The organism is uncultured Porphyromonas sp. (assembly GCF_905372525.1).
Lineage (GTDB): Bacteria > Bacteroidota > Bacteroidia > Bacteroidales > Porphyromonadaceae > Porphyromonas.
Genome location: NZ_CAJPPN010000019.1, coordinates 1 through 26,564, shown reverse-complemented (window position 1 = coordinate 26,564; position 26,564 = coordinate 1). Strand labels below are relative to the sequence as shown.

Annotated in this window: 21 protein-coding genes; 8 read left to right on the top strand and 13 right to left on the bottom strand. The window is 56.4% G+C overall.

What is annotated here, in order from left to right:
• The first annotated feature begins 507 nt into the window (after nt 1-507).
• The 6 genes from QZ170_RS04965 to folK are packed head-to-tail and all read left to right on the top strand — an operon-like array spanning nt 508 to nt 4,836.
• Nucleotides 508-1,386 (top strand): permease-like cell division protein FtsX, encoded by an 879-nt coding sequence (locus tag QZ170_RS04965; protein ID WP_297178023.1) that lies wholly within the window; start codon nt 508-510, stop codon nt 1,384-1,386.
• Nucleotides 1,387-1,434: 48 nt separating this feature from the next.
• A complete protein-coding gene (locus tag QZ170_RS04960; RefSeq protein ID WP_297178020.1) occupies nt 1,435-1,677 on the top strand; it encodes a DUF3098 domain-containing protein in 243 nt (80 codons plus the stop codon).
• Nucleotides 1,674-2,507, top strand: coding sequence for an undecaprenyl-diphosphatase UppP (gene uppP, locus QZ170_RS04955; protein WP_297178017.1), 834 nt, complete (start codon nt 1,674-1,676; stop codon nt 2,505-2,507). Before QZ170_RS04960 ends, uppP begins: the two co-directional genes overlap by 4 nt.
• Complete coding sequence (gene truB, locus QZ170_RS04950) at nt 2,508-3,230, top strand: tRNA pseudouridine(55) synthase TruB (protein ID WP_297178014.1); 723 nt, start codon at nt 2,508-2,510, stop codon at nt 3,228-3,230. It abuts the gene before it with no gap.
• Nucleotides 3,231-3,254: 24 nt separating this feature from the next.
• Entirely contained in the window at nt 3,255-4,316 is a 1,062-nt protein-coding gene (gene queA / locus QZ170_RS04945) for a tRNA preQ1(34) S-adenosylmethionine ribosyltransferase-isomerase QueA (protein WP_297178011.1), read from the top strand.
• A 28-nt stretch (nt 4,317-4,344) separates the two neighbouring features.
• Entirely contained in the window at nt 4,345-4,836 is a 492-nt protein-coding gene (gene folK / locus QZ170_RS04940) for a 2-amino-4-hydroxy-6-hydroxymethyldihydropteridine diphosphokinase (protein WP_297178008.1), read from the top strand.
• Here the strand turns inward: folK and QZ170_RS04935 are convergent.
• The 4 genes from QZ170_RS04935 to QZ170_RS04920 all read right to left on the bottom strand — a co-directional run bounded on the left by QZ170_RS04935 (nt 4,789) and on the right by QZ170_RS04920 (nt 11,680).
• Nucleotides 4,789-5,388, bottom strand: a complete 600-nt coding sequence (locus QZ170_RS04935; RefSeq protein WP_297178005.1) for a YigZ family protein — start codon at nt 5,386-5,388, stop codon at nt 4,789-4,791. The two genes, folK and QZ170_RS04935, sit on opposite strands and share 48 nt — an antisense overlap.
• Before the next feature lie 515 nt (nt 5,389-5,903).
• Complete coding sequence (locus QZ170_RS04930; RefSeq protein WP_297178003.1) at nt 5,904-9,473, bottom strand: UvrD-helicase domain-containing protein; 3,570 nt, start codon at nt 9,471-9,473, stop codon at nt 5,904-5,906.
• A gap of 33 nt (nt 9,474-9,506) precedes the next feature.
• On the bottom strand, nt 9,507-10,601 hold the full coding sequence (gene pdxA / locus QZ170_RS04925; RefSeq protein ID WP_297178000.1) for a 4-hydroxythreonine-4-phosphate dehydrogenase PdxA: 1,095 nt from the start codon (nt 10,599-10,601) through the stop codon (nt 9,507-9,509).
• A 14-nt stretch (nt 10,602-10,615) separates the two neighbouring features.
• Nucleotides 10,616-11,680, bottom strand: a complete 1,065-nt coding sequence (locus tag QZ170_RS04920) for a DUF4837 family protein (RefSeq protein ID WP_297177997.1) — start codon at nt 11,678-11,680, stop codon at nt 10,616-10,618.
• A gap of 1,159 nt (nt 11,681-12,839) precedes the next feature.
• On the opposite strand from QZ170_RS04920, the gene QZ170_RS04915 reads away from it, so the two are divergent.
• Nucleotides 12,840-13,595 (top strand): BT1926 family outer membrane beta-barrel protein, encoded by a 756-nt coding sequence (locus tag QZ170_RS04915; protein ID WP_297177994.1) that lies wholly within the window; start codon nt 12,840-12,842, stop codon nt 13,593-13,595.
• Between the two features lie 149 nt (nt 13,596-13,744).
• On the opposite strand, the gene QZ170_RS04910 is transcribed toward QZ170_RS04915, so the two are convergent.
• Genes QZ170_RS04910 through QZ170_RS04880 form a run of 7 tightly spaced genes read right to left on the bottom strand, consistent with a single transcriptional unit; the run spans nt 13,745 to nt 22,246 of the window.
• Nucleotides 13,745-16,066, bottom strand: a complete 2,322-nt coding sequence (locus tag QZ170_RS04910; RefSeq protein ID WP_297177991.1) for a UvrD-helicase domain-containing protein — start codon at nt 16,064-16,066, stop codon at nt 13,745-13,747.
• Nucleotides 16,067-16,098: 32 nt separating this feature from the next.
• Complete coding sequence (gldN, locus tag QZ170_RS04905; RefSeq protein ID WP_297177988.1) at nt 16,099-17,103, bottom strand: gliding motility protein GldN; 1,005 nt, start codon at nt 17,101-17,103, stop codon at nt 16,099-16,101.
• A 25-nt stretch (nt 17,104-17,128) separates the two neighbouring features.
• On the bottom strand, nt 17,129-18,673 hold the full coding sequence (gene gldM / locus QZ170_RS04900) for a gliding motility protein GldM (protein WP_297177985.1): 1,545 nt from the start codon (nt 18,671-18,673) through the stop codon (nt 17,129-17,131).
• 4 nt (nt 18,674-18,677) lie between these two features.
• Nucleotides 18,678-19,562 carry a gliding motility protein GldL gene (gene gldL / locus QZ170_RS04895; protein ID WP_297177982.1) on the bottom strand — a complete coding sequence of 295 codons (885 nt, stop codon included), beginning with the start codon at nt 19,560-19,562 and terminating at the stop codon, nt 18,678-18,680.
• A 31-nt stretch (nt 19,563-19,593) separates the two neighbouring features.
• Complete coding sequence (locus tag QZ170_RS04890) at nt 19,594-21,024, bottom strand: SUMF1/EgtB/PvdO family nonheme iron enzyme (protein ID WP_297177979.1); 1,431 nt, start codon at nt 21,022-21,024, stop codon at nt 19,594-19,596.
• Between the two features lie 15 nt (nt 21,025-21,039).
• Nucleotides 21,040-21,996 carry a PorP/SprF family type IX secretion system membrane protein gene (locus QZ170_RS04885; protein WP_297177976.1) on the bottom strand — a complete coding sequence of 319 codons (957 nt, stop codon included), beginning with the start codon at nt 21,994-21,996 and terminating at the stop codon, nt 21,040-21,042.
• A 28-nt stretch (nt 21,997-22,024) separates the two neighbouring features.
• Complete coding sequence (locus QZ170_RS04880; RefSeq protein WP_005467333.1) at nt 22,025-22,246, bottom strand: DUF2795 domain-containing protein; 222 nt, start codon at nt 22,244-22,246, stop codon at nt 22,025-22,027.
• Nucleotides 22,247-23,419: 1,173 nt separating this feature from the next.
• Here QZ170_RS04880 and QZ170_RS04875 point away from each other — a divergent pair.
• A complete protein-coding gene (locus tag QZ170_RS04875; RefSeq protein ID WP_297177974.1) occupies nt 23,420-24,205 on the top strand; it encodes an SDR family oxidoreductase in 786 nt (261 codons plus the stop codon).
• A 570-nt stretch (nt 24,206-24,775) separates the two neighbouring features.
• Here the strand turns inward: QZ170_RS04875 and QZ170_RS04870 are convergent.
• Together QZ170_RS04870 and QZ170_RS04865 are read right to left on the bottom strand one after the other, a co-directional pair.
• Nucleotides 24,776-26,005, bottom strand: coding sequence for a DNA/RNA non-specific endonuclease (locus QZ170_RS04870; protein WP_297177970.1), 1,230 nt, complete (start codon nt 26,003-26,005; stop codon nt 24,776-24,778).
• A gap of 9 nt (nt 26,006-26,014) precedes the next feature.
• Nucleotides 26,015-26,564 (bottom strand): lamin tail domain-containing protein (locus tag QZ170_RS04865; RefSeq protein WP_297177968.1); only part of this gene is annotated, 550 nt, incomplete at its 5' end.

Below are 26,564 nucleotides of genomic sequence, written 5' to 3'. Positions count from 1 at the left end.
GAGAAGGGTGGTGGGCAGGGCTGATGCATGAAATCACCTTAGTGCGAGGGCAAGGTCGTGGGGGAGCATACGCCGAAGATAGAAGTACCCGTATCCTAGGTGTAGAGATCCCCAGCGTATACCTCCTACCTAGGAGGGATGAGTGTACACGTGTGTACACTACTGTATACCCACGTGTACACAACAGTATACACGCGTGTACACAAGTGCGCTCTAAGTATCTTCTCTGTAGGGCTTGCTTGTATGTCTATCCCTTTGGGGGTAATGCCTAGGATCTTTAGGGATAGGCTAAGGCTCCCTGGGATCTAAAATGATACCCCCGAAGATCCAAAGGCAGGAGTGCGAGCGAGATTATGCGTTGGCTCTGAGGTGTATGGGCTAGGGGAAGGCTCATTTGTGTGATTATATCTATCTTTGCGTGCAAATTGTCCATGGTCTGTCCGTATGGTTGCTATTTTAGCTGATCAGTGTAAGGGCGATGGACGAGCTGATATATCCTAAGGAATAATGGGTGCGCCCAATACAAAACAGTCTACGACGCTCCGCTACTCGCGTCTCTTGAGCTTCGTCAGTATCACTGTCTCGCTCTTCATGCTCGGGGCTCTGGGGCTGGTCTACGCTCTGGAGCAAGGGCTGAGTGGGGAGGTGCGTGAGCGTGTCTCCTTCACCGTGGAGCTCCCACGCGAGGGAGAGCTTACCGCAGAGGAAGCAGTAGCACAGCTCCGTGCACTACCCTATGTACGTCAGGTCGAGCTCATCTCCTCCGATAGTGCTGCCCGTAGCCTCACCGATATCCTGGGCGAAGATCCTACGAAGGTGCTTGGCTACAACCCCCTTCCCCCGCTTGCCAAGGTACATCTGCACGCAGCCTATACCCACCCCGATAGCCTACGCTTGATCGCACGGCAGAGCCCCCTGCTCCGTACGGCCGAGGAGCTGAACGACCAGGAGGGACAGTGGGCCTCGGCAGCAGCGAACCTCCAGACGATACGTATGGTACTCTGGTGTATCCTCGTGCTCAACCTCCTAGTGAGCTTCCTGCAGATCAATACCGCCACGGGGCTCGTCATCTACTCCCAGCGGATGCGTATCCGTACCCTCTCACTCATCGGAGCTACGGCTGGCTTCATTGGCCGGCCCTTCGTGGTGCGGGCGATGCTAGACGGCTTCCTCGGGGCTCTAGTTGCCCTAGCTCTACTGGGGGGCGGGATCTATGGTATCTATAGGGGCTTCGGCTTCGACCTCCTAGCCTACAGTCCCGTTGTCCCCTTGGTCGGGGTGATCCTCATGATCCCCCTCGTCGGGGTCTCGGTGAGCTTCGTCTCCTCCTGGAGGGCTACTCGCAAGTACATCCACATGGATGAGGGCAAGATCCACCTCATCTAGTCCGAGGGGAGCACTTCGTCACGCTTACACATACAGCATCATTACATCATGCTTTATAATAAAAAGAACTACATCCTAATGGGCATCTCTGCCCTGCTGATTATCGTGGGCTTCGTCCTGATGTCTGGTGGGCAGAGCGAGGACCCACGAGCCTTCAGTCCCGATATCTTCAGTAGCCGTCGTATCGTCCTAGCGCCGATCGTATGCCTCTCGGGCTTCATCCTGATGGTCTATGCTATTCTCGTCCATGGAGGCGGGGATAAGAGCACGGAGAAGGAGGCTAAGGAATGACCATCCTCGAGAGCATCATCCTAGCGATCGTCGAGGGACTGACGGAGTTCCTCCCCGTCTCCTCGACTGGTCATATGATCCTCACGGAGGGCATATTGGGCATGCAGAGCACGCCCTATCTCAAGGCCTTCACGGTGATGATCCAGTTCGGCGCTATCCTCTCCGTGGTAGCCTATTACTTCCGCCGCTTCCTCCCCTTCCCTATGCTGGGGATGAAGCCCGATGAGACGACGAGTCTCGGGGGCTGGCGCTTGTATGGGCTGATGATCGTGGGCTGTATCCCAGCGGCTATCTTCGGTGCTCTGCTGAGTGACCAGATCGATATGCTCCTGGGGAACACTTGGGTTGTCCTAGGGATGCTGTTCCTCGGGGGGATCCTCATGGTGTACTTTGACCGCCTCTTCGGTACTAGAGAGGAGCGTCGTGTGACGGTACGCAATGCCTTCGTCATCGGTCTCTTCCAGTGCCTAGCGATGATCCCTGGAGTTTCCCGCTCGATGGCGACGATCTTCGGGGGGATGCAGCAGGGGCTGAGTCGTAGGCAGGCCGCTGAGTTCTCCTTCTTCCTCGCTGTGCCGACGATGTTCGGTGCGACCCTGCTCAAGGGGTACAAGCTCTATAAGGAGCTCGGGGTGGAGATCTTCCGTGACAACTGGCAGACCCTGCTCGTGGGCAACGTAGTGGCCTTCGTTGTCGCCCTGCTCGCCATCAAGTTCTTTATCGACTTCGTAGCCAAGTACGGCTTCCGCCACTTCGGCTACTATCGTATTGCCCTCTCGGTAGGGATCGCTATCGCCCTGCTCGCAGGTGCACACATCTCGCTGAGCTAGATGCCGGAGCAGCTAGACCTCATCGCTGGGGCTACAATTGCCCTAGATAAGCCCCTCGGGTGGAGCTCCTTTAGCCTAGTCAATAAGTTTAGGTACGAGGCTTGTCGCTACCTCGGCATTCGCAAGCTCAAGGTCGGTCACGCCGGGACGCTTGATCCCCTAGCCACAGGTGTGATGATCCTCTGCACGGGACGGCATACCAAGCTCATCGAGCAGCTCCAGTCGGGGCGTAAGGAGTATATCGCTGATATTCGCCTCGGGCAGACGACGCCGACCTACGATATGGAGAGTGAGCCTGATGCCTTCTTCCCGACAGAGCATATCACCGAGGAGCTCGTCCGGACGAAGCTCCTCGGGTTCGTCGGCGAGATCGAGCAGGTGCCCCCTGCCTTCTCCGCAGTGAAGGTGGATGGGAAGCGAGCCTATAAGCTAGCCCGCAAGGGGCGAGAGTTTGAGCTCAAGGCCAAGAAGCTCACGATCGACGAGATCGAGCTCCTAGCCTACGCTCCCACACAGATCCAGATACGTGTGGTCTGTAGCAAGGGTACCTACATCCGAGCCCTAGCCCGAGACATAGGCCTCGCTCTCGGCTCGGGGGGGCACCTTACCGACCTTCGCCGTACACGGGTCGGGGACTATAGCCTAGAGCAGTGCTACCGAGTGGAGGATATACGTCACTTCCTCGCCGAGCACGTCGCTCCACTAGATGATACAAACGAATAACTACTCCAGACAAGATAGATAGAAATGAAGGATACTAAGCTGAGTCACTTCGAGCTCGACATCCCAGATAGCCTGATCGCCAAGAAGCCTGCTACCTTTCGTGACGAGTCCCGTATGCTCGTCCTGCACCGAGGTAGTGGGGAGATCGAGCACCGACAGTTCAAGGACGTACTCGACTACTTCCAGCAGGATGATGTCTTTGTCTTCAACGATACGAAGGTCTTCCCCGCTCGTATGTACGGCAACAAGGAGAAGACCGGAGCCCAGATCGAGGTCTTCCTCCTACGCGAGCTTAACCCTGCCCTCAAGCTCTGGGACGTAGTCGTAGACCCTGCCCGTAAGATACGCATCGGCAACAAGCTCTACTTCGGCAAGAACGATGAGCTCGTAGCGGAGGTCATCGACAATACGACCTCCCGAGGGCGTACCCTACGCTTCCTCTATGATGGGACTCCCGAGGAATTTCGCCGTGTGCTCTACTCTATGGGCGAGACTCCACTACCGAAGTACATCAATCGTAGCCCCAATAGCGAGGATGCCCACCGCTATCAGTCCCTCTTCGCTCGTCACGAGGGGGCTGTCGTAGGGCCTGCAGCGAGCTTCCACTTCAGCCGTGAGCTCCTGCTACGTATGGAGATACGTGACATCCACAAGGCCTTCATCACCGTGCACAATGGACTAGGTAACTACCGGGACATCGACGTCGAGGATCTGACGAAGTACAAGATGGAGAGCGAGCAGATCATCATCCCCGAGGAGGCCTGCACTATCGTCAATAAGGCGAGCGACGCAGGGCGCAACATCTGTGCCGTCGGTACCTCGGTGCTACGAGCTATGGAGACCGCAGCTGGGACGGAGCGACACCTCAAGGCCTTCGATGGCTGGACGAGTCGCTTCATCTTCCCTCCCTATGACTTCAACGTCCCCAACGCTCTGGTGACGAACTTCCATATGAGCAAGTCTATCCTACTGATGATGACGGCAGCCTTTGGAGGGTACGAGGAGACCATGCAGGCCTATGCCGTGGCTCTCAAGGAGAAGTACCGCTTCGGAGCCTATGGCGATGCCATGCTCATCGTAGACTAACCTACGGCTTCTACCCGCTTGCTCCTCTATGCCCCAGCTCTATCTGGCACTAGGTAGTAACGAAGGGGACCGAGAGGTGCTCCTCTACCGCGCTATAGACGCTATCGGTGTGTCCATCGGGCATATCGGTAGCGTCTCTTCATTCTACGAGACGGCTCCCTGGGGCTTCGAGAGTCCTCATCCCTTCCTCAATGCAGCCCTCAGCCTCACGACCCAGCTTACCCCAGAGCAAGTGCTTGACCGGACTCAACAGATAGAACGACAGCTGGGGAGAAAACAAAAGAGCAGCCTCGGTAATTACCAAGACCGCCCTATAGACATCGATCTACTGCTCTACGATAGCCTCGTCCTCGATACCGAGAGACTGACTCTACCACATCCCCTCCTACACCGCCGTGCCTTCGTCCTTGATCCGCTGGCGGAGATCGCCCCTCATCTATACCACCCCTTACTAGGAAAGACCATACGTGAGCTACAGCTGGAGCTCTACGCCATAGATACGTCCCAGCCTAGCCTCTAGTTCCTCCCAGCGCCCTAGGCGAATGGAGAGCCGTAGGCGACACGTCTCCCGAAAGTCCTGCTCTAGGATCGTCGCTCCGAGCTCCTTGACCTGACGCATCACGACCCCCATAAGGTCGTAGGCGAAGAGGACATTACACTCTTGCTCTAGGATACATTCCCTTCGCTCTGCACCCTCCAGTGCCGCTAGTGTCGCCTCTCGGTAGGCCTCGATGAGTCCGCTAGTGCCGAGCTTTACCCCACCGAAGTAACGTATGACGAGGACGATCAGATTGGTCAGTCCCTGGGAGATGAGGATCCCTAGTATGGGCTTGCCCGCTGTTCCCGAGGGCTCTCCATCATCATTGCTTCGTGTCCGCTCTCCAGTCGGGTCTAGTCGGTAGGCCCAGCATACGTGTCGGGCATCGAAGTACTTTGCCCTGAGCTCCTGCACACGGGCAAGAGCCTCCTCTTCGCTCGTGACGGGGAAGGCAAAGGCCAAGAACTTACTTCGCTTCTCTGAGTATTCACCACTTGCCTCTCGGGCAAGTGTCCAGTAGCTATCCTCTTGCATCTAAAGTCGTCTATAGGGGTCTTATCAGTGGCAAAGATACGGTATTACTGGGGGATAGGGTGGGGGATACGGCGTGAAGAACCCCGTATGTACGGGGAGAAGCATAAAGACTTTTGATTATTCTTTGCAAAAATTTGGTGGTATTAAAATTATCCGTATCTTTGTAGTGTGTTTTTCATGGTATTAGATTTAAGGTTAACATGAATAGGGGCTGTCGGGAGACAGCCCCTATTTGCATGTATTAAGTCTAGATATCTGGGCGAAGGTAGGCGTCTCATAGAGAGGAAGATAGATGCGTGGGTGAGCGCGGGATGACTTTCATTGGATACCTCACGGCACCTCCTTTGTGACGCTACGATCCTATTTCTCCCCACTGCCTGCTCCGTTACTTTTTTACTTCCCTGTCCTTACTCCCTTCTTCTTGTGGGTCTCGCTCTTTCGCTCCAAGTATAAATAAATACAAGGGGTAAGGTACTGATGTCGTACCTTACCCCTTGTAGTCGCTGGTGTCGTGCTCAGCCCTGCGATGGTCTCGGGGGGACTTGAGTGACCTTGACCTTATCCTTGGTGACGTAGCAGAGCCACCCCTTGACCTCTCGATAGCCCATGCGCTGTAGGAGGGATAGGTAGCCCTGGATCTGGCTGTAGTAACGCTTGTCGAAGTGCCCAAACTTGTAGTCAATGATCTCTACGGAAGTCTGGCTTCTATCGCCTCCCTGACCTCCATAGAAGACGATACGGTCAGGGCGCCGACTACCCTCTAGTCCACCTCCGATGATGGCACTCTCCGTCTTGACGATGCCGGAGCCATCGAACCATCGGGCGCACTCGGGGGCGGAGACGATCCGCTGTAGGCTCTGTCGTACCTCCTCCTCTTCGCTTGGGGCGATCAAGCCCTCGGTCACCGCTCGCTCGGTCGCTGCCTGTATATCCTGTGCGGTCTCTATCTCGGCTAGGATGAGGTGCATGGTGTGCCCATACCTTAGCTGTTGCTCTTCGGAGAAGTAGTCAAGCCCCTTACGGAGGATAGAGATACGATCCGTGATGGGATGGGAGATGATGGAGTCTATACGTAGGAGAGACTCCTGTGTCCCAGAGGGGCTGGTCTGTCGCTGGGGAAGCTGAGGATAGCCCGTGGGGGAGCTGCCCTGCTCCTCGGTGATAACCTCAGCGGGCAGCCTCTGCCATAGGGGGCTCCCATCGATCTTCGTAGCGAGGAGTCCCTTGATGTCCTTGGGGAGGTCTGCGGGTTGCCCCTGCTCCTTTCCGTCCTGATCGCCTTTCCCCTTTTTGCTTTTCTTCTCCTTCTTTCCCTCCTTCTCCTCTGCAGCCTTGGGTATCCAGAGGTGTAGCTCCTCCTTGGCTCGGGTGGTAGCTACGTATAGGAGGTTGAGCGCATCGAAGGTGTAGCTCATCTGCTCCTGGAGATACTCGAGGGCGAAGAAGGTATAGTAGAGCCTGCTGCTATACTTGATCGGGAGCTTAGCGATCCCCTCCATGGGAATCTTCGCTGTCTTGCCTCGGCTCTCGCACCAGAGGATGTTCTCTAGTTGTGGAGAGGCGTCTAGCTCCCAACCTAGGTCGGGTAGGAGGACGACGGGGAAGCCTAGTCCCTTAGACTTGTGTATGGTCATCAGGCTACAGGCCTGCTCGTTGGTCGGTGTGAGGATACGCTCCCCAGCGCCGATCTCCTTCCAGTACTCTAGGAAGCCGGGGATGTCCGCAGACTGCTCTGTCTCCCAGGTGTAGAGCATATCTAGGAGGTGCACGACGTAGGCACTCTCCTCATCGGGGAGTATCGAGTGGAAGAGGTGGATGATCTCCTCGGCGGACTCATAGGGACCCCTTCGGCCGATGGTCCGTAGCTGTGCGAGCGTCTCCTCATTGAGGGGGGGCGGGGGAGTCGCTCCGCCCGTACCCCCGGCCAGCTGGCTATAGAGCTCCTGTAGGAGAGCTCGCTGTAGTCCGTCTCCATTGCTGCTGATGTAGGCGAGGGCGGCTATGATGAAGCGGGTGGAGACAGCATTGCTGACGAGGAGTGCCTCCTGAGAGATGAAGCTGAGGGAATAGCCCTCGCACTTCTCTCGGGGGTAGGCCTGTAGGATCTCTGCGATGTCGGTCGCAGTCTTCTTGCTACGTACGAGGATCGCGATATCCATCGGTCGGTAGCCTCGCTTCTGTAGATCTATTAGGACGAGGGGGATCTGGTCGAGGGCTCCCTGCTGGGTCGCCTCATCGCCCTCCTCGCTACGGGATTGCCTAGACTGCCCACCCTTCGTCTCCTGGGGGGTATACTCGTGGATGGCGACGAGTCCCTTAGTCTCGCGCTTCTGCTCGGGCACCTGTTGTACTACATCTGCATAGGCCTCCAGATGCTCTCGGAGGGTCTTCTGTAGGCATTCCTTCACCTCCCCTCTGGGAGCAGGTCTTTTGGGGGGCTCTCCTGAGGGGAGAGTAGACGCTGCGGACTCCCCTCCCTCGTCTGTGGTGGGGATGGTGTCCTCCTCTAAGGCTATGGCGAGCTGGGGGAGCCCAGCGATACGATCGGAGAAGATTTGGTCTAGGAGGTGGATGATCCGCAGGTAGAGCTGGTTGTTGAACTCGATGATCTCAGGTACGCTACGCCAGTTCTCCTGTAGGCTAGTCTGCCGGACGGACTTAGCGAAGTCCCTCGGGACGGCACTAGTCAGTAGGGTACTGTCGGAGTTGCGGAAGCGGTAGATGCTCTGCTTGGCATCCCCCACGACGAGGCTGTCGTAGCCTGAGTCCATGGACTCCTGCAGTAGAGGGCGAAAGTTGGCATACTGTAGCCTGCTCGTGTCCTGGAACTCGTCGATCATATGGTGGTAGATCTTCGTCCCTATCTTCTCATAGAGGAAGGGAGCATCCCCCTCTGTATCTCCTAGGAGGCTCGAGATGAGGGTAGGGGCATCAGCTAGGAGCATCGTCCCCTGCTCCTGCTTCAGCTCCTGGAGCTTGTTGTCGATGTCGATGAGCAGTCCGTAGCGACCGAGGTATCCATAGATGGCGAGAGCCGTCATGTAGACCCGTCCCTCCTCCCGACAGAGCTTGTCGAACTCCCGCACGTTGTCTACGATAGAGGCGAGCTGGGGCTCTAGTTGGGCTCTGTAGCGCTCTAGTTTATCTTTTGCTAGGAGCTGTCCTAGCTGTTCCTCTAGGTCGCTTGCTTGGCATATCTTCTGTAGGGTCGCACGGTCGGAATAGAACCCCTTGCTAGCACTCTCGAAGATCTCGCCCGAGGCCTTGATACAGCTCTTGAGTGCCCCTAGGGGGGATCTCGTGCTACCGCCCTTGAGGTCCTCGGGGGGGATACCTGATGCCTGGAGGGCTTGGAGGGCATTGGTCGCTAGGCGCTTGGCCTTTGCTCGAGTCTCGTCTATTATCTTCTTTAGTGCTCGCTGTAGGTTAGCGATCGCCTCCTTACTCGGTAGTCCCTCCTCTTGGCGGAGGTGCTTCACGGGCTCTACCTCCAGCTGCTTGGCGAAGTGCTCTAGGCTCTTCTCGATATGGTAGCTCTTCCCGGAGCTGAGGTTGTCCTCTGCGAGGGCTTGGATCCACGCTCCGATAGGGTTGTCTGGGTGCCTCTTGCTCGGGTCGGACTTATCTACATCCTGATCCGCTAAGACCTCTAGTACGGCTTGGTGTAGGAGCGTACTGCTCTCGATCTGGACGCGTAGCCCCCCGGTGACTCCTAGCTCGTAGGCAAAGGAGCGGACGACCTCCTGAAAGAAGGAGTCGATCGTGCGCACTCTGAAGCTCGTATAGTCCAGCAGTAGGGCATGGAGTACCCTCTGGGCTCGGTGCTGTAGTTGTCCCTCATCGAGGCGCAGAGCCTGGCTAAGCTCAGCGAAGAAAGGAGAGTCCTCGGGGCTCTTGGCTAGGCCATAGAGCTCCTGGGTGATACGCTCCTTCATCTCCGCCGTAGCCTTGTTGGTGAAGGTCACCGCCTGGATGTGTCTAAAGGTATTCGGGTCGTCGGACGATAGGGCTAGTCGTAGGTATTCACGGGTCAGTGTGTGGGTCTTCCCCGACCCTGCTGAGGCGGTATAGAGGTCAAGAGCCATGCTTCTCTCTGGATATAGTCGTGGGGCTCGGGGTTAGTAGTCCTCGGTGGTATCGATCTTCTCATCGTCCCGACTACGATTGTGGTAGTAGCGACGTAGCGGATTGCGTGTAGCCTCGTCATACCGGCGTCGGGCACGATAGATGTCTAGTGCATAGTAGATGGCTTCGCGCATCGAGGTCGGATCGGCTATCCCCCTACCTGCTATGTCGTATCCCGTCCCGTGGTCGGGCGAGGTGCGGACGAACTGTAGGCCGAGGGTGACATTGACCCCCTCACCCATGTAGAGAGCCTTGAAGGGAGCTAGACCCTGATCGTGGTACATGGCTAGGATCCCATCGAAGGAGTCCATACGACCATTGCCCCAGAAGCCGTCCGCGGCATAGGGGCCAAAGGTGATGATCCCAGCCTCGAAGGCCTTGGCTATGGCTGGCTGGATGATCGTCTCCTCCTCCCGACCCATGAGCCCCTTGTCCCCAGCGTGGGGGTTGAGGGCTAGGACGGCTAGCCGAGGCTTCGTGATGCCGAAGTCCCGCTGCAGTCCGGCCTCCAGTAGGCGTAGCTTCCTCAGGATAAGCTCCTCACTCAGCGCCGAGGCGACCTGCTGTAGGGCGATATGCTCCGTGGCGAGGGCTACACGGCAGTCCCCTGCAGCGAGTACCATTAGGGACTCTCCTGGGGTCGTTGCCCCTACGCTCTCCAGATACTTCGTATGTCCGTTGAAGGGGAAGACCTCGCGGGGCATCACTGCCTTGTTGATCGGGGCGGTGACGAGCACATCGCATAGCCCGCTACGTATATCTGCCACAGCCCGCTCTAGTGCCATGAAGGCACTGTAGCCAGCCTCCTCCTTCGGCTCTCCCATACAGACGGTCTCCCGTCCCTGGGTGCAGTCGATGAGGTTCAGTACACCCGACTTAGCCTCCTGTGGGCTCGTGATGGTGTGCCAGGAGACTTGCTCGAGCCCTAGCTGACTGCGCCAGAAGGCTGCTACGTGCGATGAGCCGTAGAGGATAGGGGTACAGAGCTCGCAGAGGCGATCATCCTCGAAGATCTTGAGGATGAGTTCATAGCCGATACCGTTGATGTCGCCATGTGTGATGGCTACACGTATCCGTTGTCCGTCCATCTGAGGTCGCCGTCTTAGAAGCCCTTGGTGAACTTGGCCGTGAGGATGCTCTTCGGGTCGAAGTCCTTGACCGATCTAGGACGGAAGCTATAGAGGGCAGCCTCCATCATGCGTATGAGGTGGAGCTTGTCCTCGTTGGGACGGTAGACGAAGCCCTCGACGACGTAGACCTTGCCGGCCTGCTCATCGACGACGGCTTGGCAGACGAAGGGGCCCCCCATCATCGCTCCGCCCGTCATCTTCCATAGTCCTCTGACCTCTGCCCGTGCCTTCGAGTCTCCGAGCTGTACACGGCGGTAGAGGAGGCCATAGTTCTGCTCCGTGCAGGGGTAGGAGCCCTCGAACTCACCCGAGATATTCATCCTCAGTACAGAGTCTCGCTTGGCGACGATGGCATCTAGGCTGATGTCCTTGTCGGAGTGGTAGGGATAGCTGTAGACGAGGAGGTCGTGGCGACTACGCATGGAGGCATTGGACATCCAGAGGAAGTCCTGGCCGACCTTGCTACTACGGATATCCTCGGGGACGTTCACCCGATAGCCGAAGAGGCTGTCCGCCTTCTCCAGAGCCTGCTGGCTGTACTGCTTGCTGAGGAGCTCACCGAAGAGGAAGAGTTCGTGGCGCAGGAAGAGGTTCATGATCGCCTCACCATCCCGCTTGGTGTAGTTGATGACCGAGTCGGGGGAGGGGGAGGTGATACGTAGTACGATCTGCCCCTTGGCCCAGTCGTCGTAGCTGTACTTGAGAGCGGTCTGGGTGTAGCGCTCGGCGTCCACATCTACGATGAGGACATTGCGTACCAGCTGCATGAAGCCCGTGAAGGACTGCGTAGGGATACGAGAGATACGTAGCGAGGGTTCACTCTGGGGAAGCGAAGGGGCATCATCCTCTAGTAGGTCGTAGAGGGCAAGCCCCATGGGGGACTCGAAGTACTCTTTGTTCATCACGAGCATGAGCTCCCCGGGCTTGCCGGTGGAGTTCTGCTGGAGGACAGAGCCTCCGGACTTGGACTTACAGCTCGTGAGGGGGAGTAGAGCTAGGCTGAGCAGTAGGGTCAGCGTGAGAGGCCATCGTTTCATCGTCCGTTATATTTATGTGGTTTGTATTCCGTGATAGATGCTATCTGTATATGTAGGCAAAGATAACGAAACTAGGGGGAACAGCTTCCGGAGTACGGTGTGATCTCGATCTTCTCATCCTCCGTCCTAGGTCTCCCTCAGGGGCTTGTCTCGTCCGGGGGCGCTAGGGAGCTTTTCGGGCTCGACGCTAGAGACTCGTCTGCCTCCTCTCTCCCGAGCTATCTGTGGCCCTCCAGAGCCTACGTATGATCTCGCTCACACACTCCTGCCTTTGGATCTTCGGGGGTATTATTTTATATCCCAGGGAGCCTTAGCCCACCACTAGAGATCCTACATATTATCCCCAAGGAATAGACCTACAAGCGAGCCCTACAGAGGATATACTTAGAGCGCACTTGTGTACACGCGTGTATACTGTTGTGTACACGTGGGTATACAGTAGTGTACACACGTGTATACTCATCCCTCCTAGGTAGGAGGGATTCGCATGGCATATCTATACTAGGACATAGATACTTCTATCTTCGGCGTATGCTCCCCCACGACCTTACCCTCGCACTATAGTGATTTCATGCGTCAGCCCTGGTGGTACCCCCTCCCCCCCCCTCATTCTTCACTCCGTTATCTCCTTATGTATCTGTGCTATATGAGGGCACGCCTAGGGGGTAAAAACGCTCTTACCGAGAGCGTCTCTGCGCTCTCGGTAAGAGCGTGTGAGCGTTCTTTATAGGAACGCATGAACGATCTTTATAGGAGCGCAAAGGCGCTCTTTATAGGAACGTAAGGGAGGGGCTCGGGAGGCCCGATGTAAGGGGCTTGGGACAGCCCCTGTGGCAGAGCTCTCTGCCCGTTTCGATCTGTCTCATCCCACAGGTTGGGGAGCCCGTACAGCCGTCGCCTCGCCGAGAGGAGATAGATCCCCCTACCCGGGCTATCTGTGCGGCAGCTCTCGTCACGGCGATACCATCATCGGGCTTATGGGACGAGCTTACCAGAGGTGGGCATTGGCTCCCGCTACCTCGTAGCAGGTGGGCTCTAAGTCGTTCGTTTCGTTAGGTGTTAAAGAGTTATGTTAGGTGTGAATAGTTGTATTTGCGTATCTTTGTACCGCCATGAGACAAGAGCTGTCTCGTGGCTCATATAAAACTAACAGACATATATGAAGAAGATTCTCATGGTAGCAGCCCTCGCTGCTACATCGATCGTAGCCGCTCAGGCACAGAGTGAGTTCAAGCCCAAGGCTGGTGATGTCACCACAGACGTTAGCCTCTTCGCTAACGGCCTCTTCGCTAACCCTACAGCTCTCTACAAGGGGAATGTAGCTAGCGGAGTATCAAGTAATAAGTTTGACCTCAGCACAGTAGGTGTCCTCAAGGGTCGCTACTTCTTCCAGGACGATCTCGCCCTTCGCCTCTCCCTTGGCCTCTCCTCCCCTTCGGTCAAGTCTACCCTAGAGGAGACAAACCACAGCCTAGAGAATAAGTATCGCGCTACGACCCTCTATTTCGGCCTAGGTGTCGAAAAGCACTTCACTGGCACCGACCGCCTCTCCCCCTATGTAGGGGCTGAGCTACACGTTGGCTCCTACACGACGAACGCTGAGAGCAACGACACCAGAACGGTCGGTACCATCGTCACCAAGACTAATCAGCAGATCAAGGCCGCTCCAGGCTTCACCTTTGGTGGTGGTCTCTTCATGGGTGCAGACTACTACATCGCACCTAAGGTCTTCCTCGGCCTCGAAGCAGGTCTCAATATCGATGCTTATAGCCTCGGTAAGACCACGAACATCACGACAATCAATGTGACGGGTCAGCCTACTCAGACGACGGACAATAGCGGTAAGACCAAGTACAGTGGTTCTTCGCTGAACACTGACCTTCAGGTTGGCTTCAAGATTGGTTTCGTCTTCTAAGCGCTAGATCACGTTCATCCCCTAGCCTTAGGCTAGGAGGTACATATGACACAGCCCATCGGGAACTATTCCCGATGGGCTGTGTCTGTATAGAGTAGGGCTGACGCTGTCGTCTCGTGGCTTAGGGCTATTGTCTTACGAGCTGGAGATTAGTCTAAGACTTGGAGCTGGGCGAAGCGTAGGAGGAGCTTCTTTGTGTCGCCTGCATCGAAGGCTACCACAGCCTTTGCATTCTCGCCCGAACCCTCTAGTTCCATGACCTCACCCTCCCCAAATCGCTTGTGTAGGACTCGGGTACCGATACGTAGGTCGCCGATCGAGGTGTGCTTCTCCTCCGCCTCATCCCCCCATCTGCGCTGGGTGAGGACACGCCGACTGGGGCGAGCCTGAGGCAAGAAGTCTGGGGCTGAGCTAAAGTCCCTCGGGAGCTCACCTCCACGCTGGGGGCGAGGAGGCCCCTGAAGCCACGAAGGGGTAGAGCCGAAGCCATGTGCCGTATCGAACTGGATGAGCTCCGTGGGGAGCTCTCTGAGGAAACGGCTGGGGCGACAGAACTCCGTGCGCCCATTGCGGAAACGCTCTCGGGTATAGCCCAGATGACAGGTCTTCTCCGCTCGGGTGAGTGCTACGTAGAAGAGTCGTCGCTCCTCCTCCAGCTCACGTCCCGTATTGCTCATCGAGGAGGGGAAGAGATCCTCCTCTAGCCCTAGGACAAAGACGTGGGGGAACTCTAGCCCCTTCGAGGCATGGATCGTCATCAGGGTCACGGCCTCCTCTCCCTCTCCTTGGGTATCTTGGTCGGTCAGTAGGGCTACGCCGCTTACATAGGAGGCCAGCGTGGGTGTGTCTCCCTCCTCAAGCGTCGCCTGTACATACTCCTCTATGCCGGAGAGTAGCTCCTGGATATTCTCTACACGAGTCTTACCCTCCTGCGTGGTATCGCTCTTCAGGTCAGCGAGGATACCTGTCTGTAGGATCACTTGCTCCACGACATCGTAGAGGTCATCGCTCGTCTGGCTAAGGGTACGGAGCTCGTCAAGTAGGGCTGCGAAGGACTGGAGCCGACCCGCCGTAGGCCTATTGACTGCTACCCCATAGGCGAGCGGATCACGTAGGATCTCCATGAGTGGGAGGTGGTGCGTCCGCGAGGCACTGTGTACACGCTGTATCGTGGTGTCTCCTATGCTTCGCTTGGGGTAGTTGATGATGCGTAGGAGGGCTTCCTCGTCCTGCTCATTGATGAGCACACGTAGGTAAGCCATTACGTCCATGATCTCCTTGTGGTCGAAGAAGGATCTCCCCCCATAGATGCGGAAGGGGATACCGAGACGACGAAAGACCTGCTCCAGCGTACGGCTCTGTGCATTCGTGCGGTAGAGTATGGCTATGGAGTCGTAGCTCTCTCCCTGCTCTCGGTGCAGGCGCTGGATCTCCTCACCTGCCCAGAGTGCTTCGAGCTCCCCCGAGAGTGCCTCGTGTACCTGGATTGGCTCCCCGACAGCCTCCTCGGAGAAGACTTGCTTGGGGATCTGGTACTCGTTGTAGGCGATGATGCTCCCAGCGGCAGAGACGATGGTCTGGGTGGAGCGGTAGTTGCGCTCCAGCTTGAAGACCTTGGTAGAGGGGAAGGTCTTCTCGAAGTTGAGGATATTGTCTAGGTTAGCACCTCTGAAGGAGTAGATACTCTGTGCATCGTCACCGACGACGAAGATAGCCCCCTTCTCCTGCATGAGTTGCTTGGCGACCATATACTGAGCGAAGTTCGTATCCTGATACTCGTCGATGAGGAGGTAGTCGATACGCTCCTGCCACTGCTTGAGTACCTCGGGATGCTGACGGAAGAGGATATTGATCTGTAGGAGCAGGTCATCGAAGTCCATCGCATTGCTTTGCCTCAGTTCGTCCCAGTAGAGGCGGTAGATCTCGGCTATGCGGGGTAGTCCACTCTTGGCATCATACTTCACGAGTTCGCCATAGGAGGCATAGGCCTCGGGGGTGAGTAGCCTATTCTTGGCCGAGGAGATACGGCTGTGGATGAGGTTGGGCTTGTAGACCTTGTCATCGAGTCCCAGCCGCTTCACGATCGCCTTGATACAGCTACGACTATCACTGGTATTATAGACCGAGAAGGTCGGGGTATAACCCAGGAGCGAAGCGTGTAGGCGTAGGATACTGAGGAAGACCGAGTGGAACGTCCCCATCCGTATCTGTCGTGCTACGGACCCTGCTCGCTCACTGATGCGCTGACGCATCTCCCGAGCAGCCTTGTTGGTGAAGGTCAGAGCCATCAGCCCCATCGGGTGGTAGCCACAGTCTAGGAGGTAGAGGAGCTTGTAGACGAGGACACGAGTCTTGCCACTACCTGCACCTGCGATGACCAGAGCGGGGCCATCGTTGTAGGTCACAGCGGCGCGCTGTGCCTCGTTGAGCTCGGCGAGATAGGGGAAGTCCAGCGGTGTAGTGCTAGGCATGTATCTGATGAGATGGATAGGTGGTGGAGGGCTTAGCCTCGGTCACGGATGGAGCGTGTCGTGGTGCGCCCACCAGAGGACTTGGAGCTGGACGAAGCCTTTGGTGTACGTACCTTCTTTGCCTTTTGGGTGGAGGGGCGGTGCTTTAGGGTGCTATCGGGGAGGAAAAGACGAGAGCCAAAGGCCTTTAGTTCGTCCTCGATACGTGTCTGTTCCTTCTTCAGCTCCTCAGCAGAAGTAGCGGACTGTACGAGACTGCGCCCGAGGAGGTGGTCTGCTCTGATGATCTCACCCTCGTAGAGGTGTAGGGTGAAGAAGTCATCTAGCGAAGCACGCTTAGCAGCATTCTGCTTAGATAGGGGGATGAGCTGATCACTTAGGTAGGGCTGAAGAGCTTCGTACTCGACCCAGAAGAGGGGCATATTCACAGCACCATAGTCCCCGACAGTAGAGAGGATGGGGCAGAGGGCGAGTACGAGTCGGTCGTAGGTAGAGGTCGCTTCGTCGAAGAGGTACGCTTCCTTGAGGTAGTAGCTCTTGACCTCGGTGGTGGGGAGGTCACTGGGCTGGACGGTGGGTACTTCCTTTGCCCCCTTGCCCTCGACCTTGTAGGGGATATGGAAGCGATCTAGGAAGTCTCGGTAGGGGAGTAGGTGCGCTTCGTCGAGCTGCTCCTCACCATCGAGGTACTCATAGACCCGTAGCTTCCCCGCTTGATAGAGCCGGCAGATCTGTGCGAAGAGGTTCGCACGTGTCGGGGTCGTGACCTCGGGATAGTAGAGGGGGGCGTTAGCAGGAGTCGTGAGGTCGATCAGACGATAGACGCTGCGTAGCCATGAGGCAGACTGGAGCACACTGGCGATACGTCCCTCTTCGTGAACGAAGGTGCGGGATGTAGAGGACTGAGCCTTCGGAGTCTCGAGTGTCGCCCTTGCGCCCTTGCGTACCACTGGGGTACTAGGTGTGGAGACCTGTGCCCAGAGAGGGGTGAGGGCGAGGAGGTATAGCGAGAGGAGGGTGAGGAGTATCTTCTTCATATTCGTTCGTCCTGAGAGGGGACATTTAGCCGATGATGAGCTCAAGGGAGGGGAGCTTACGCTCGATGCCATCTGGGCCACGAGCGATGATGTCTGATATGTAGAGACGCTTACCACGGGGAGCGGTCTGTATCTGCCGGATCTGTCGGGGTGAGAAGGTCGCTCCACTAGAGACCTCGGGAATAGCATTGCCCATAGAGTCAAAGGCAATGAGCTGGAAGCGTACGACCGTGTAGCTAATATCTAGGAAGGAGTCGTCGATGGCTGCACGCACTCCGCCTGCAGCGAGCAGTGCCTGCTTGGCGATCCGTCCGCCTCGGAAGCGACTCTCTCCCCCCTCGGTGAGGGCTATATAGGGAGAGGGATCGGGTAGACGGCGCACTCGTAGCTTGGTCTGTGTGATGAGGCTTGTCTTGCCCCCCTCACCTCGTGCAGAGACCGAGATGGTGACCTCACCTAGCTGGCTGGGGTGGGCGACCCAGAGCTCTCCTCGGCGGGTAAGTGTACCACTGCTGATAGAGGCTGTGAGGTCTTGGGGGGCGATACCTGGCACTGCTATCTTGATCGGATTGTCTATACCGGAGTAGAGGACGTTCATCATCACAGGGGCGATGGTCGCCGTCCGCTCTATGACGGTGTAGTTGGTCGCAAAGGGAAGGCGCTCCGTAGAGCCGTCCCCTCGGTCTGCCTCTACATAGCCCTCTACGGGGAAGGTACCCGTCCTAGGAGTAGGTAATGAGAGCTGTCCCCTGAGTGTCGGAGAGAGAGGAGCACCATTGACCACGATGTGGGGCTGTCTCGTCGTATCTGTACTACTGAGGACGATACGTGCTCGGTAGGGCTCGCCACTGAGTACGATCCTGCTGTCGGGGATTACCTGAGCGGTGAGTAGGCTGAGGCGGTAGTCATGGGCATCGATGCCCTGGAGGAGTTCGGTGAGCCCTTCGCCCTCGGTATGGCGGATATTGCTCTGTAGGTGGGATAGGAGAGTGAGGGCAGCTATGGCAGGCATGTTCTCGAAGTTTGCACTCTCCCAGCTCTGTCCTCCTTGTCCATCCTTCGTCGCTAGTCGTGCAGTGATCTGAGCCGATCGAGGGCTACCGCCTAGTAGCTCTGTGACCCAGCTACGGTACTGCTCTAGGCGCTTCCTTAGCTCCTTGGCTCGTGGGTGAAGGGGGGAGAGCATCACTACGGACGAAGCCGATAGGTCATCTAGGTGACGAAGTGCATCTGCCCGCCCCTCTCGTCCGTCGGCCTCCTGAGCGATGAGCTCCTTGAGGCTCTGGATGTAGTGATATAGGGAGTCGGAGCGTAGGCGTAGCTCCTCACTCCGCTGTCGCCAGGGGGATACCTTGATGGGGTTCGCCTGATAGGCCTGATCCATATCTTGGCTTAGTGCCTTGTTGCGCTGCTCCGTAGTGGATATGGTCTGCTGTAGCTCTCCCTCTACCTGAGAGATGCCATCGAGTACCTCAGGGGATACATTGAGCGCCATCATAGCGATGAAGACAATGTACATGAGGTTGATCATGCGCTGTCTATTGGGATTGCCCCTGCTACCTACAGCCATATCCTTAGCGTGCTATGTGGTCGTCTTGATCGGAGGGAGAGGCAGTGTAGGGGGTATGCGGTGCCCCCGGAGTGGTCATATTCACCGTGAGGGCTCGCAGTAGGCGTGCATATACGTCGTTGAGCTGGGTGAGCTGCTGGGTAAGGTGTGCGCTCTCCCTGCCGAAGGCCTCGCTGTCGGGTAGTCCCCCTTCGTACATCTGTCGGATATGCTGGAGACCCGAATTGATACGATCGATGGTCTCTACTTGGCTACTGATGCTCTTGAGCTGTAGCTCATAGATGGCATTGAGCCCCGTGACGTTGCGGGCAAGGCTCTCCATCTCCCCAAGGTACTGGGCAGAGTGCTGGCTCATCTTGCTGTAGTCGAGAGCCATCAGTTCGTATCGCTTCGTCATCTCACTGGATACTGACCCGATGCGTGCTAGCTGTGCAGCTGCCTCCCCGAGGCGGTCAATAGCCTCACGCAGGTGCTCCACTTCCTCTGAGGATATCGTCTGTTGGCTGACTAGTGACTGTGGACTCTGTGATGCGCATGTCCCGCTCTGGAGGGCTGGAGCACCCTGCTGGGCACGCTGAATGAGAGCCTCTCTGCGTGAGATAGACTCGGAGAGGGGTACCTCCTCTGCTCCCCGAAGTTCGGGAAAGACGGCCTCCCAGTCATAGCTCTTCTCTGGGCGCTCAAAGCCAGAGATGAAGAAGACGACAAACTCGGTGAGCATACTGACCAGCAGTATCTCGTCACCATATCTAATATGTAGGAGCTTGAAGAGAGCTCCGAGGATCACGAAGGCTGCCCCCCAGGAGTAGAACCGATTGAGGATGCGCCGACCTCGCTCACTGGCTAGGAACGTCTCTAGGCGGGAGAGCAGACGGGGATGTGCAGACATATTCAGTAGCTATATCGGGTAGTGGTTGTATTTACTTGGCGAACTCCACGGCGGAGCGTACACAGCGGAAGCCGATGTACGAATGAGCCTCGCTCTGCGCTGCTCGGCTGCGGTTATTGGCCTGTATGTAGCGAGCTATATCCTTCCATGAGCCTCCCTTGATGACCTTCATCGTGCGACTGATGGGATCCTTGAAGTCTACGTGGCCACGTAGCTCGGGATTGACATCGTTCACCTTGCGTAGGCCAGAGGCACTCCACGAGGTGCTCGTCCACTCAGCTACATTGCCTGCCATATCATACAGCCCGAAGTCATTGGGGGGATAGGAGGAGACACGTGCCGTGATGAGGTGCTTGTCTGCGGTGTAGTTCCCATCGCCGGGCTTGAAGTTGCCCAGTAGGCAACCCTTAGGGGCACGAAGGCCCTCCGAGCTCCAGGGATACTTCAGACTATCTACGCCCATGCGGGCGGCGTACTCCCACTCGGCCTCTGTCGGCAGACGAAACTCCTCCACGACCTGTCCCTCGGGGAGCTTGAGCCCAGCACGGTAGGTAGCTGTGCGCCAAGCGCAGTAGGCATCTGCCTGCTCCCAGGTCACACCGACTACGGGGTAGTCATCGTAGCCAGGATGGCTGAAGTAGCGGGTGGTGTAGATCTCATTGCGGGAGTTGGGGAAGTCATTGACCCAAACCGTCTCATCGGGTAGGACGGGGACTATGTAGGTGCTGAGGAAGTCATATTCGCTCGTCAGAGGACGGGTAATCGTCTCACGGACGATCTTGCCCGTAGCATCTAGGTAGGCTGTATCCTTGGTGATCAAGACAGGGGTATTAGGCGAAGGTGTCCACTCAGGGTTGGTCTGAGCATGACGTAGCCTATTGCGCCATAGGGCTGCTGCCCGATGGTCGTACCGCTCGTAGCGGTAGTTGAGCTGTGCAGGATCTAGCTTACGCTCTCCTGTGATGGGATTGGTGTAGTAGAGGCTTTGTAGGGCACGAAGCTCTTCGTCCGAAGCTCGCTTCTCCGAGGGGATCGGGCGAGACCAGTCAAGTCGTGGGGGGATGGGCTCACCGTACTTGTCCTCAGTGATCTTGTAGCTCTCATCACCTCCGTAGGCTGGGTCGGCTAGTCGCTCTCGTAGGATCGAGTCTCTTACGTAGTAGACGAACTGGCGGTACTGGGCATTGGTCACCTCGGTACGATCCATCCAGAAGCCATCTACCGAGACCCCACGTGAGTGTGCGGGATCGCCCCATAGGCTGTCTGGATGCTGCTCCCCCATGTGGATGTGCCCCCGAGGGATGAGTACCATGCCGTAGGGTGCAGGTTCATTCCACGAGGTAAGTCGTGCCGCCCTTACCCCTGCACCTCTCGGGCTGTGGGAGGATCCGCAGGAGGCCACGAAGCCCAGCAGGAGTAGGGCTAGTAGGAGGTCACCTTCCCGATGAAAGATCTTCTTCATCTCTTGTCGTTTTGATTAGAGTAGCCGCACGCTCTTGTAGTGCTGCGGCCTACCTCTCTGCCTAGATAGGGGGAATGAGTAGCTGACTAGGAGCTCGTGGTGGAGCTGCCCTCGATGCTGTGTAGAGAGCTCCCCCTGGTAGCCTAAGTAGAGCCTAGAGAATGAGGCTCCTAGCTGGATGCCTACCGCTCTGTCCCAGCGATAGACGGCACCGAGGACGAAGCGTCCCCGCCACCATGCCCTCAGCCCTAGGTCACTACGATAGCCATCGCTCTCGTGGTATATGCCGAGTAGTGAGCCCTCCCAGCTTAGTCCCGTGGAGCCCTGCCCGAGACGGTAACTGATGCTGGCGGAGTAGCTCCGTGGGAGGTGGAGCTGATAGCGATCCGTGAGGTAGACCTCCGCTCCTAGTAGATGCTGGGCAGACAAGCCTATGCTAAGACCTGCCCCACGCCAATAAAGACCCAGACCAAGGTCAAAGGCTTTGCCCTCGACCTTCGTCGTCGGTAGCTGGGGGTCGGTGATCCCTTCCTCCAGTGCTCGTGCTCCGTCGAAGGCAGTACGAGCGAGTACACCCTCCAGACCTATCTGTAGTCGCCCACCGAGTAGCCCCTGTAGCCACGCATAGCGAGCGGCGAACTCCGTGCCGGAGGTAAGCCCCCGAGTGCTATTCATCACCCCAGCTCCGACCCCATGCTCCCTCCCGAGGAGGCTGATAGGAAGATCGGTCATAGCCCCATAGAGGCTACTCTGTCGCTCCTCGTAGGAGTACAGACCTAGGATGCGCTGCTCGTCACTGAGGGCGATAGCTGCAGGGCAGATGTAGGCATGAGCCTCCTGCCACTGCCTCACGAGGGGCGACCGCTGGGCATATAGTCCTATAGGTAGCCCCCCGAGGAGGGATAGGAGCGCAAGAGCCCTCATCGGTCGTCCTCGGGTCAGGAGGCGTGAGACGGTGAGGGGGCGCTTCATCTAGGGCGTGCTGGTAGAGTAACTGGAGCTAGTACTCCTCCTCGTCGAAGAAGAAGTCTTCCTTACTTGGGTAGTCGGGCCAGATGTCCTCGATTGATTCGTAGAGTTCGCCTTCGTCCTCCATCTCTTGTAGGTTCTCTATGACCTCAATGGGGGCGCCGGAGCGCTGTGCATAGTCGATCAGTTCGTCGCGGCTCGCAGGCCATGGTGCATCCTCGAGCTTAGAGGCGAGTTCTAGAGTCCAGTACATAGTTATTTCTTTGTTTATAAGTCGTTTTATAGGTGAAGACCACGTCTTCGTACTAGGGTGCAAAAATAACAATTATTCGGACACGATGCTCGTCCTCCCGTCCAGTCCCAGAGCCGATGCGTGGTCTCCCGTAGTATTCCCCTCGCTTAGATACTTTGATGGGATTATCTTGTGCTCAGGGGAGCTCCAACCTCGACCTCCAGAGCCTCCTAGCACTTGCCCCGAAGGCCGTATGAGGAGCACCCTACTGGGGACATACTTAGAGCGAGGTAGTGTACACGCGTGTATACAACAGTGTACACATGAGTACACTAGTGTGTACACACGTGTATACTTTGTCTCTCCTGGGTGGTGGGTATATGCCTGGTAAGTATGTGCTTAGGTGTAGGTGTTTCTATCTTCGATGTATGCTCCTTGATCACATTGCCCTTGACCTCTAGTGATCAGTTCATATGTCAGCTCTAGTCTGCGTCCCCATAGACCTAGTGGGGAGTCGGTGGGGGCGCATATATAGCCCATGATCCTCGTCCTCATGTGGTGGTGCTAAGTCTAAGGATAGTGGGGGAGCTAATATCCCCCCTTCGTGGTCTGCTCCTCCCACACCACTTGTTCGGACGCCTGGGGTACACCATCCTTATATCCCTCCTGATAGATGCCTCTATTGAAGGTTTTAGCCTCCTTTCCTAGATCGTTACCCCTCCCTCTATGTACCTAAGGGGTAGGGGGGATCTATTGTCGTTACTCGCTCTGTCCTCAGAAGGATTGTATCCTCTCGATCAGCCCAAGGATAGGGATCATGTATGCTGGTCGTGATGTATTTGAAGCAGGCATTCTGATGGCCCTAGAGTGGACACGTAATGTTCGAAGGAGAGGACTCGGTATCCTCGCCTCGGTCACCTTACATAGGTGATGGGTGCGAACATACCGAGTCCTATCACACGCTCTCGGTATGTCCTCTGAGCCCCTCCCGATGTGTGCGCTACAGAGTGAGTTAGCTGGAGGGTTTCGTGGGGTGCTGGAGAGAGCTATGAGGGTGGAATCGGGTTCACTTCATCTAAATGGTAGGGGACAGCCAACATCTCTACCTCTCCGTTTGTTTTCTTCTCATAGAGCAGTACCCCACACGCCTACTGCCCAGATCATCATCTAATAGACATATAATAGGTAGGTACAATGAAGAAAGTAGCACTCATCACTGGAGCCTCCAGCGGTCTAGGCCGTGAGTATGCCCGTGTGCATGCCTCACGTGGAGGGGATCTTGTCCTCGTGGCTCGTCGCTTGGATCGGCTTAATGAACTGAAGGCGGAGCTAGAAGCCCAGTATCAGGTAGATGTCCTCACCCTCAGCTATGACCTCTCACGCCCCGAAGCCCCTCAGCAGATCTACGATGCCCTCGCAGATCGGGGAATAGAGGTGGACTATCTCATCAATAATGCTGGGCTCGGGGGGCAAGGGAGCTTCGCCGAGCGTCCCATAGAGGAGGAGATCAACCTAATCTCGGTGGATATCGTCGCTCTGACCCACCTCACCAAACTCTTCCTCCCAGACTTCCTACGTCGGGGGACAGGGCGCATCCTCAACGTCTCTTCCACCGCTTCGCTCCTCCCTGGCCCCTACCAAGCCACCTACTTCGCCGCAAAGGCTTACGTAACCTCGCTCTCCGAGGCTCTATGGATGGAGACCCGAGGGACAGGTGTGACCGTGACGAGTGTCCTCCCGGGTGGGCTGAGCACGGAGTTTGGGACGGCTGCTGGTCTCGAGGGTACGGGACTAGCCCAGGCACTCACTCAGAGTCCCTACAAGGTCGCCCTAGATAGCTACCGAGCAATGCTCCGAGGGAAGAGGAGGATTATATCAGGTGTGACTTGGTCACAACGGCTAGCCCTGAAGATGATCCCCTTCGTGCCGAAAATCTTTGTTCTGCTGGCTGCGATGGGATTGAACAGGAAGGATGCTTAGTGGTGGGAGCTTCCCTCCTAAGCTCTACATCCCACAGGACGATAAGCAATGGGAGGAGAAGGCTAGCCCTATCGCTGCTGTTCTGTGCTTCGCCTTCCTCTCAAGACGATAAGCAATGGGAGGAGAAGGTTAGCCCTATCGGTGCAGTTCTGTGCTCCTCCTTCCTCTCAAGACGATAAGCAATGGGAGGAGAAGGTTAGCCCTATCGGTGCAGTTCTGTGCTCCGCCTTCCTCTCAAGACGATAAGCAATGGGAGGAGAAGGCTAGCCCTATTGGTGCTGTTCTGTGCTCCTCCTTCCTCTCAAGACGATAAGTAATGGGAGAAGGAGAAAGGAAGTCTTACCAGCAGAGCCCTGTGCTTCGCTTGCTTCACAAGGTGATAGGGGAAAGATGGAGGAGAAAGGAAGTCTTGCCCGTGATGCATTGTGCTCCCCCTCCTCTTAACTACGATAATTGAAGAGGCGCAGTCCCCAGTGTTAGGGGGGCTGCACCTCTTCTATTCGTGGTATGTCTATAGGGTCTCCCTACGGGGAGTAGGCTTTGTCGGCACTTAACCCTATCCTAGCGTGACTACATGCCAGGCCAATGGGCACGCACACGGGGATCAGAGGGATCCTCTGCTTCGAACTTGTTCTCTATCTCGTCAGGGAAGTTATGGAAGAGGTCGAAGCCTAGCTTCTTCTCTAGTTCGTCGATGGAGATGGCGACCGTCATCATAGGGGTCTTCATATTCCATTCCTTGTGCTCCAGCCAGAAGGCTAGGCCGTGGTAGGTAGCTCCCTTCTTGACGACCATAGCCATCCAGTAGTACTTAGGGACGACAATACGCCCCTTGACCTTGGTGTTCTCTACTTGGTCGTCACGGATTGTACCGCCCTTAGCGACATAGAGGACGTCTCGGAAGCTCTTGTTGCGCCCCCAGTCCTGCACCTGCTTCTCGAGCTTGCCCCAGTACTTCTGGTTAAATGAGGGGAGCTGTGGGCTCATATTACTGTAGTAGAAGGTCTGCATGTTCGCCTCCCGACTATAGACACGGTCATGGGAGGCTACTAGATGACCACGATCGTAGCCACTGTTCTTGAACATGCTCTCCGTCGAATGCTGTGAGGGGATCTCAGGATCCCAAGCCCAAGCATTGGTGCGGTTAACTACCATCGCTGAAGTGACATCATCGAAGGTGAAGCAGACGAAGCGAGGGTGACGCTTATCGACATCGTACTCTAGAGAGAAGTTTACGATGTTATTCGCCCTGTGGGTGATGTAGTAGTTGTTCGACCCACCAGCTAGAGCAGGAGCCTCGAGGAGGGTCACATCACCAAGGATATGCTCTCCCTTTGGGTCTGTCGTCGGAGGATTGGGTTTGGGGTCGGGATTAGGAGTAGGAGGTGTAGCAGCTGTACCCTGCTGTGTGATGATAATCGTATCAGCCAGTGAGCCTGAGCGGACGATGAGCTTAGCCTCACGTGCCTGCCCGAGGTTCTTCGACAGCTGTACTGCTATATCTACAGGACTAGCCGAGGCCTGCCCACGGGTACGCTCTAGGGTGATCCACTCCTTCGCTGTCTCAGGAGACAGGTGTAGCGTCCAGTCGGTCTCGGACTGTAGGCGTACGAAGAAGTTGTCCCCCGCACTGGTCGCTGTCTTCACCTTGGAGGTCGAGGACGGAAGGTGTAGCTGCAGTGGGGGCGTTCGGCGTATGGGCTGCTCCTTACGCTGTGTCGTGCAGGCCATAGCTAGAGCTATGACGCTGCCGACCATCAGCGATAGGAGTAGGGTATAGAGTTTCTTAGGGGAAGTCATAGAGTAGACTTATCTTTTGTTGAAGTACTTCTCGATGAGCCCTGCCAGCTTGCTTGCATTAGCCCTATCTATGCTCGTAGATTCCCACTGATTGGCATCGAAGGTCGTCGCTGGAGCATTGATGTCAGTCTTGCGGTGTAGGAAGACGTCTATACCCGCACCCTTGTCCCCAATGAGCCATATATTGGGGTAGGAGCCAATCACATCAATGACTTTGTCTCCCTTCTTGAGGGCTAGAGGGTCGTTACCATTGAAGTTGATGACCCTCGTGTCCTTGATACCCTTAGGGTACACCTTCGCACCGGCATTCTGATAGATCGTGAAGCCCTTTGCTGGGATCTTGCCTGTGAGCTTCAGCTCTTGGGCTTTACCCTCTTTGTCCGTACGACCATCTGTGGAATAATTCTGCATCACGAGGGTGTAGGCGCTGAGGTCGATCTCTTGGTCTGTGGGGTTGTAGAGCTCAATGTACTTCTCACTGCTAGTCCCTTCGGCATAGACTACGAACATGAGGTCTGCTGTCCCAGGTGCTGGGGGCGTAGGAGGGTTAGGGGTAGGG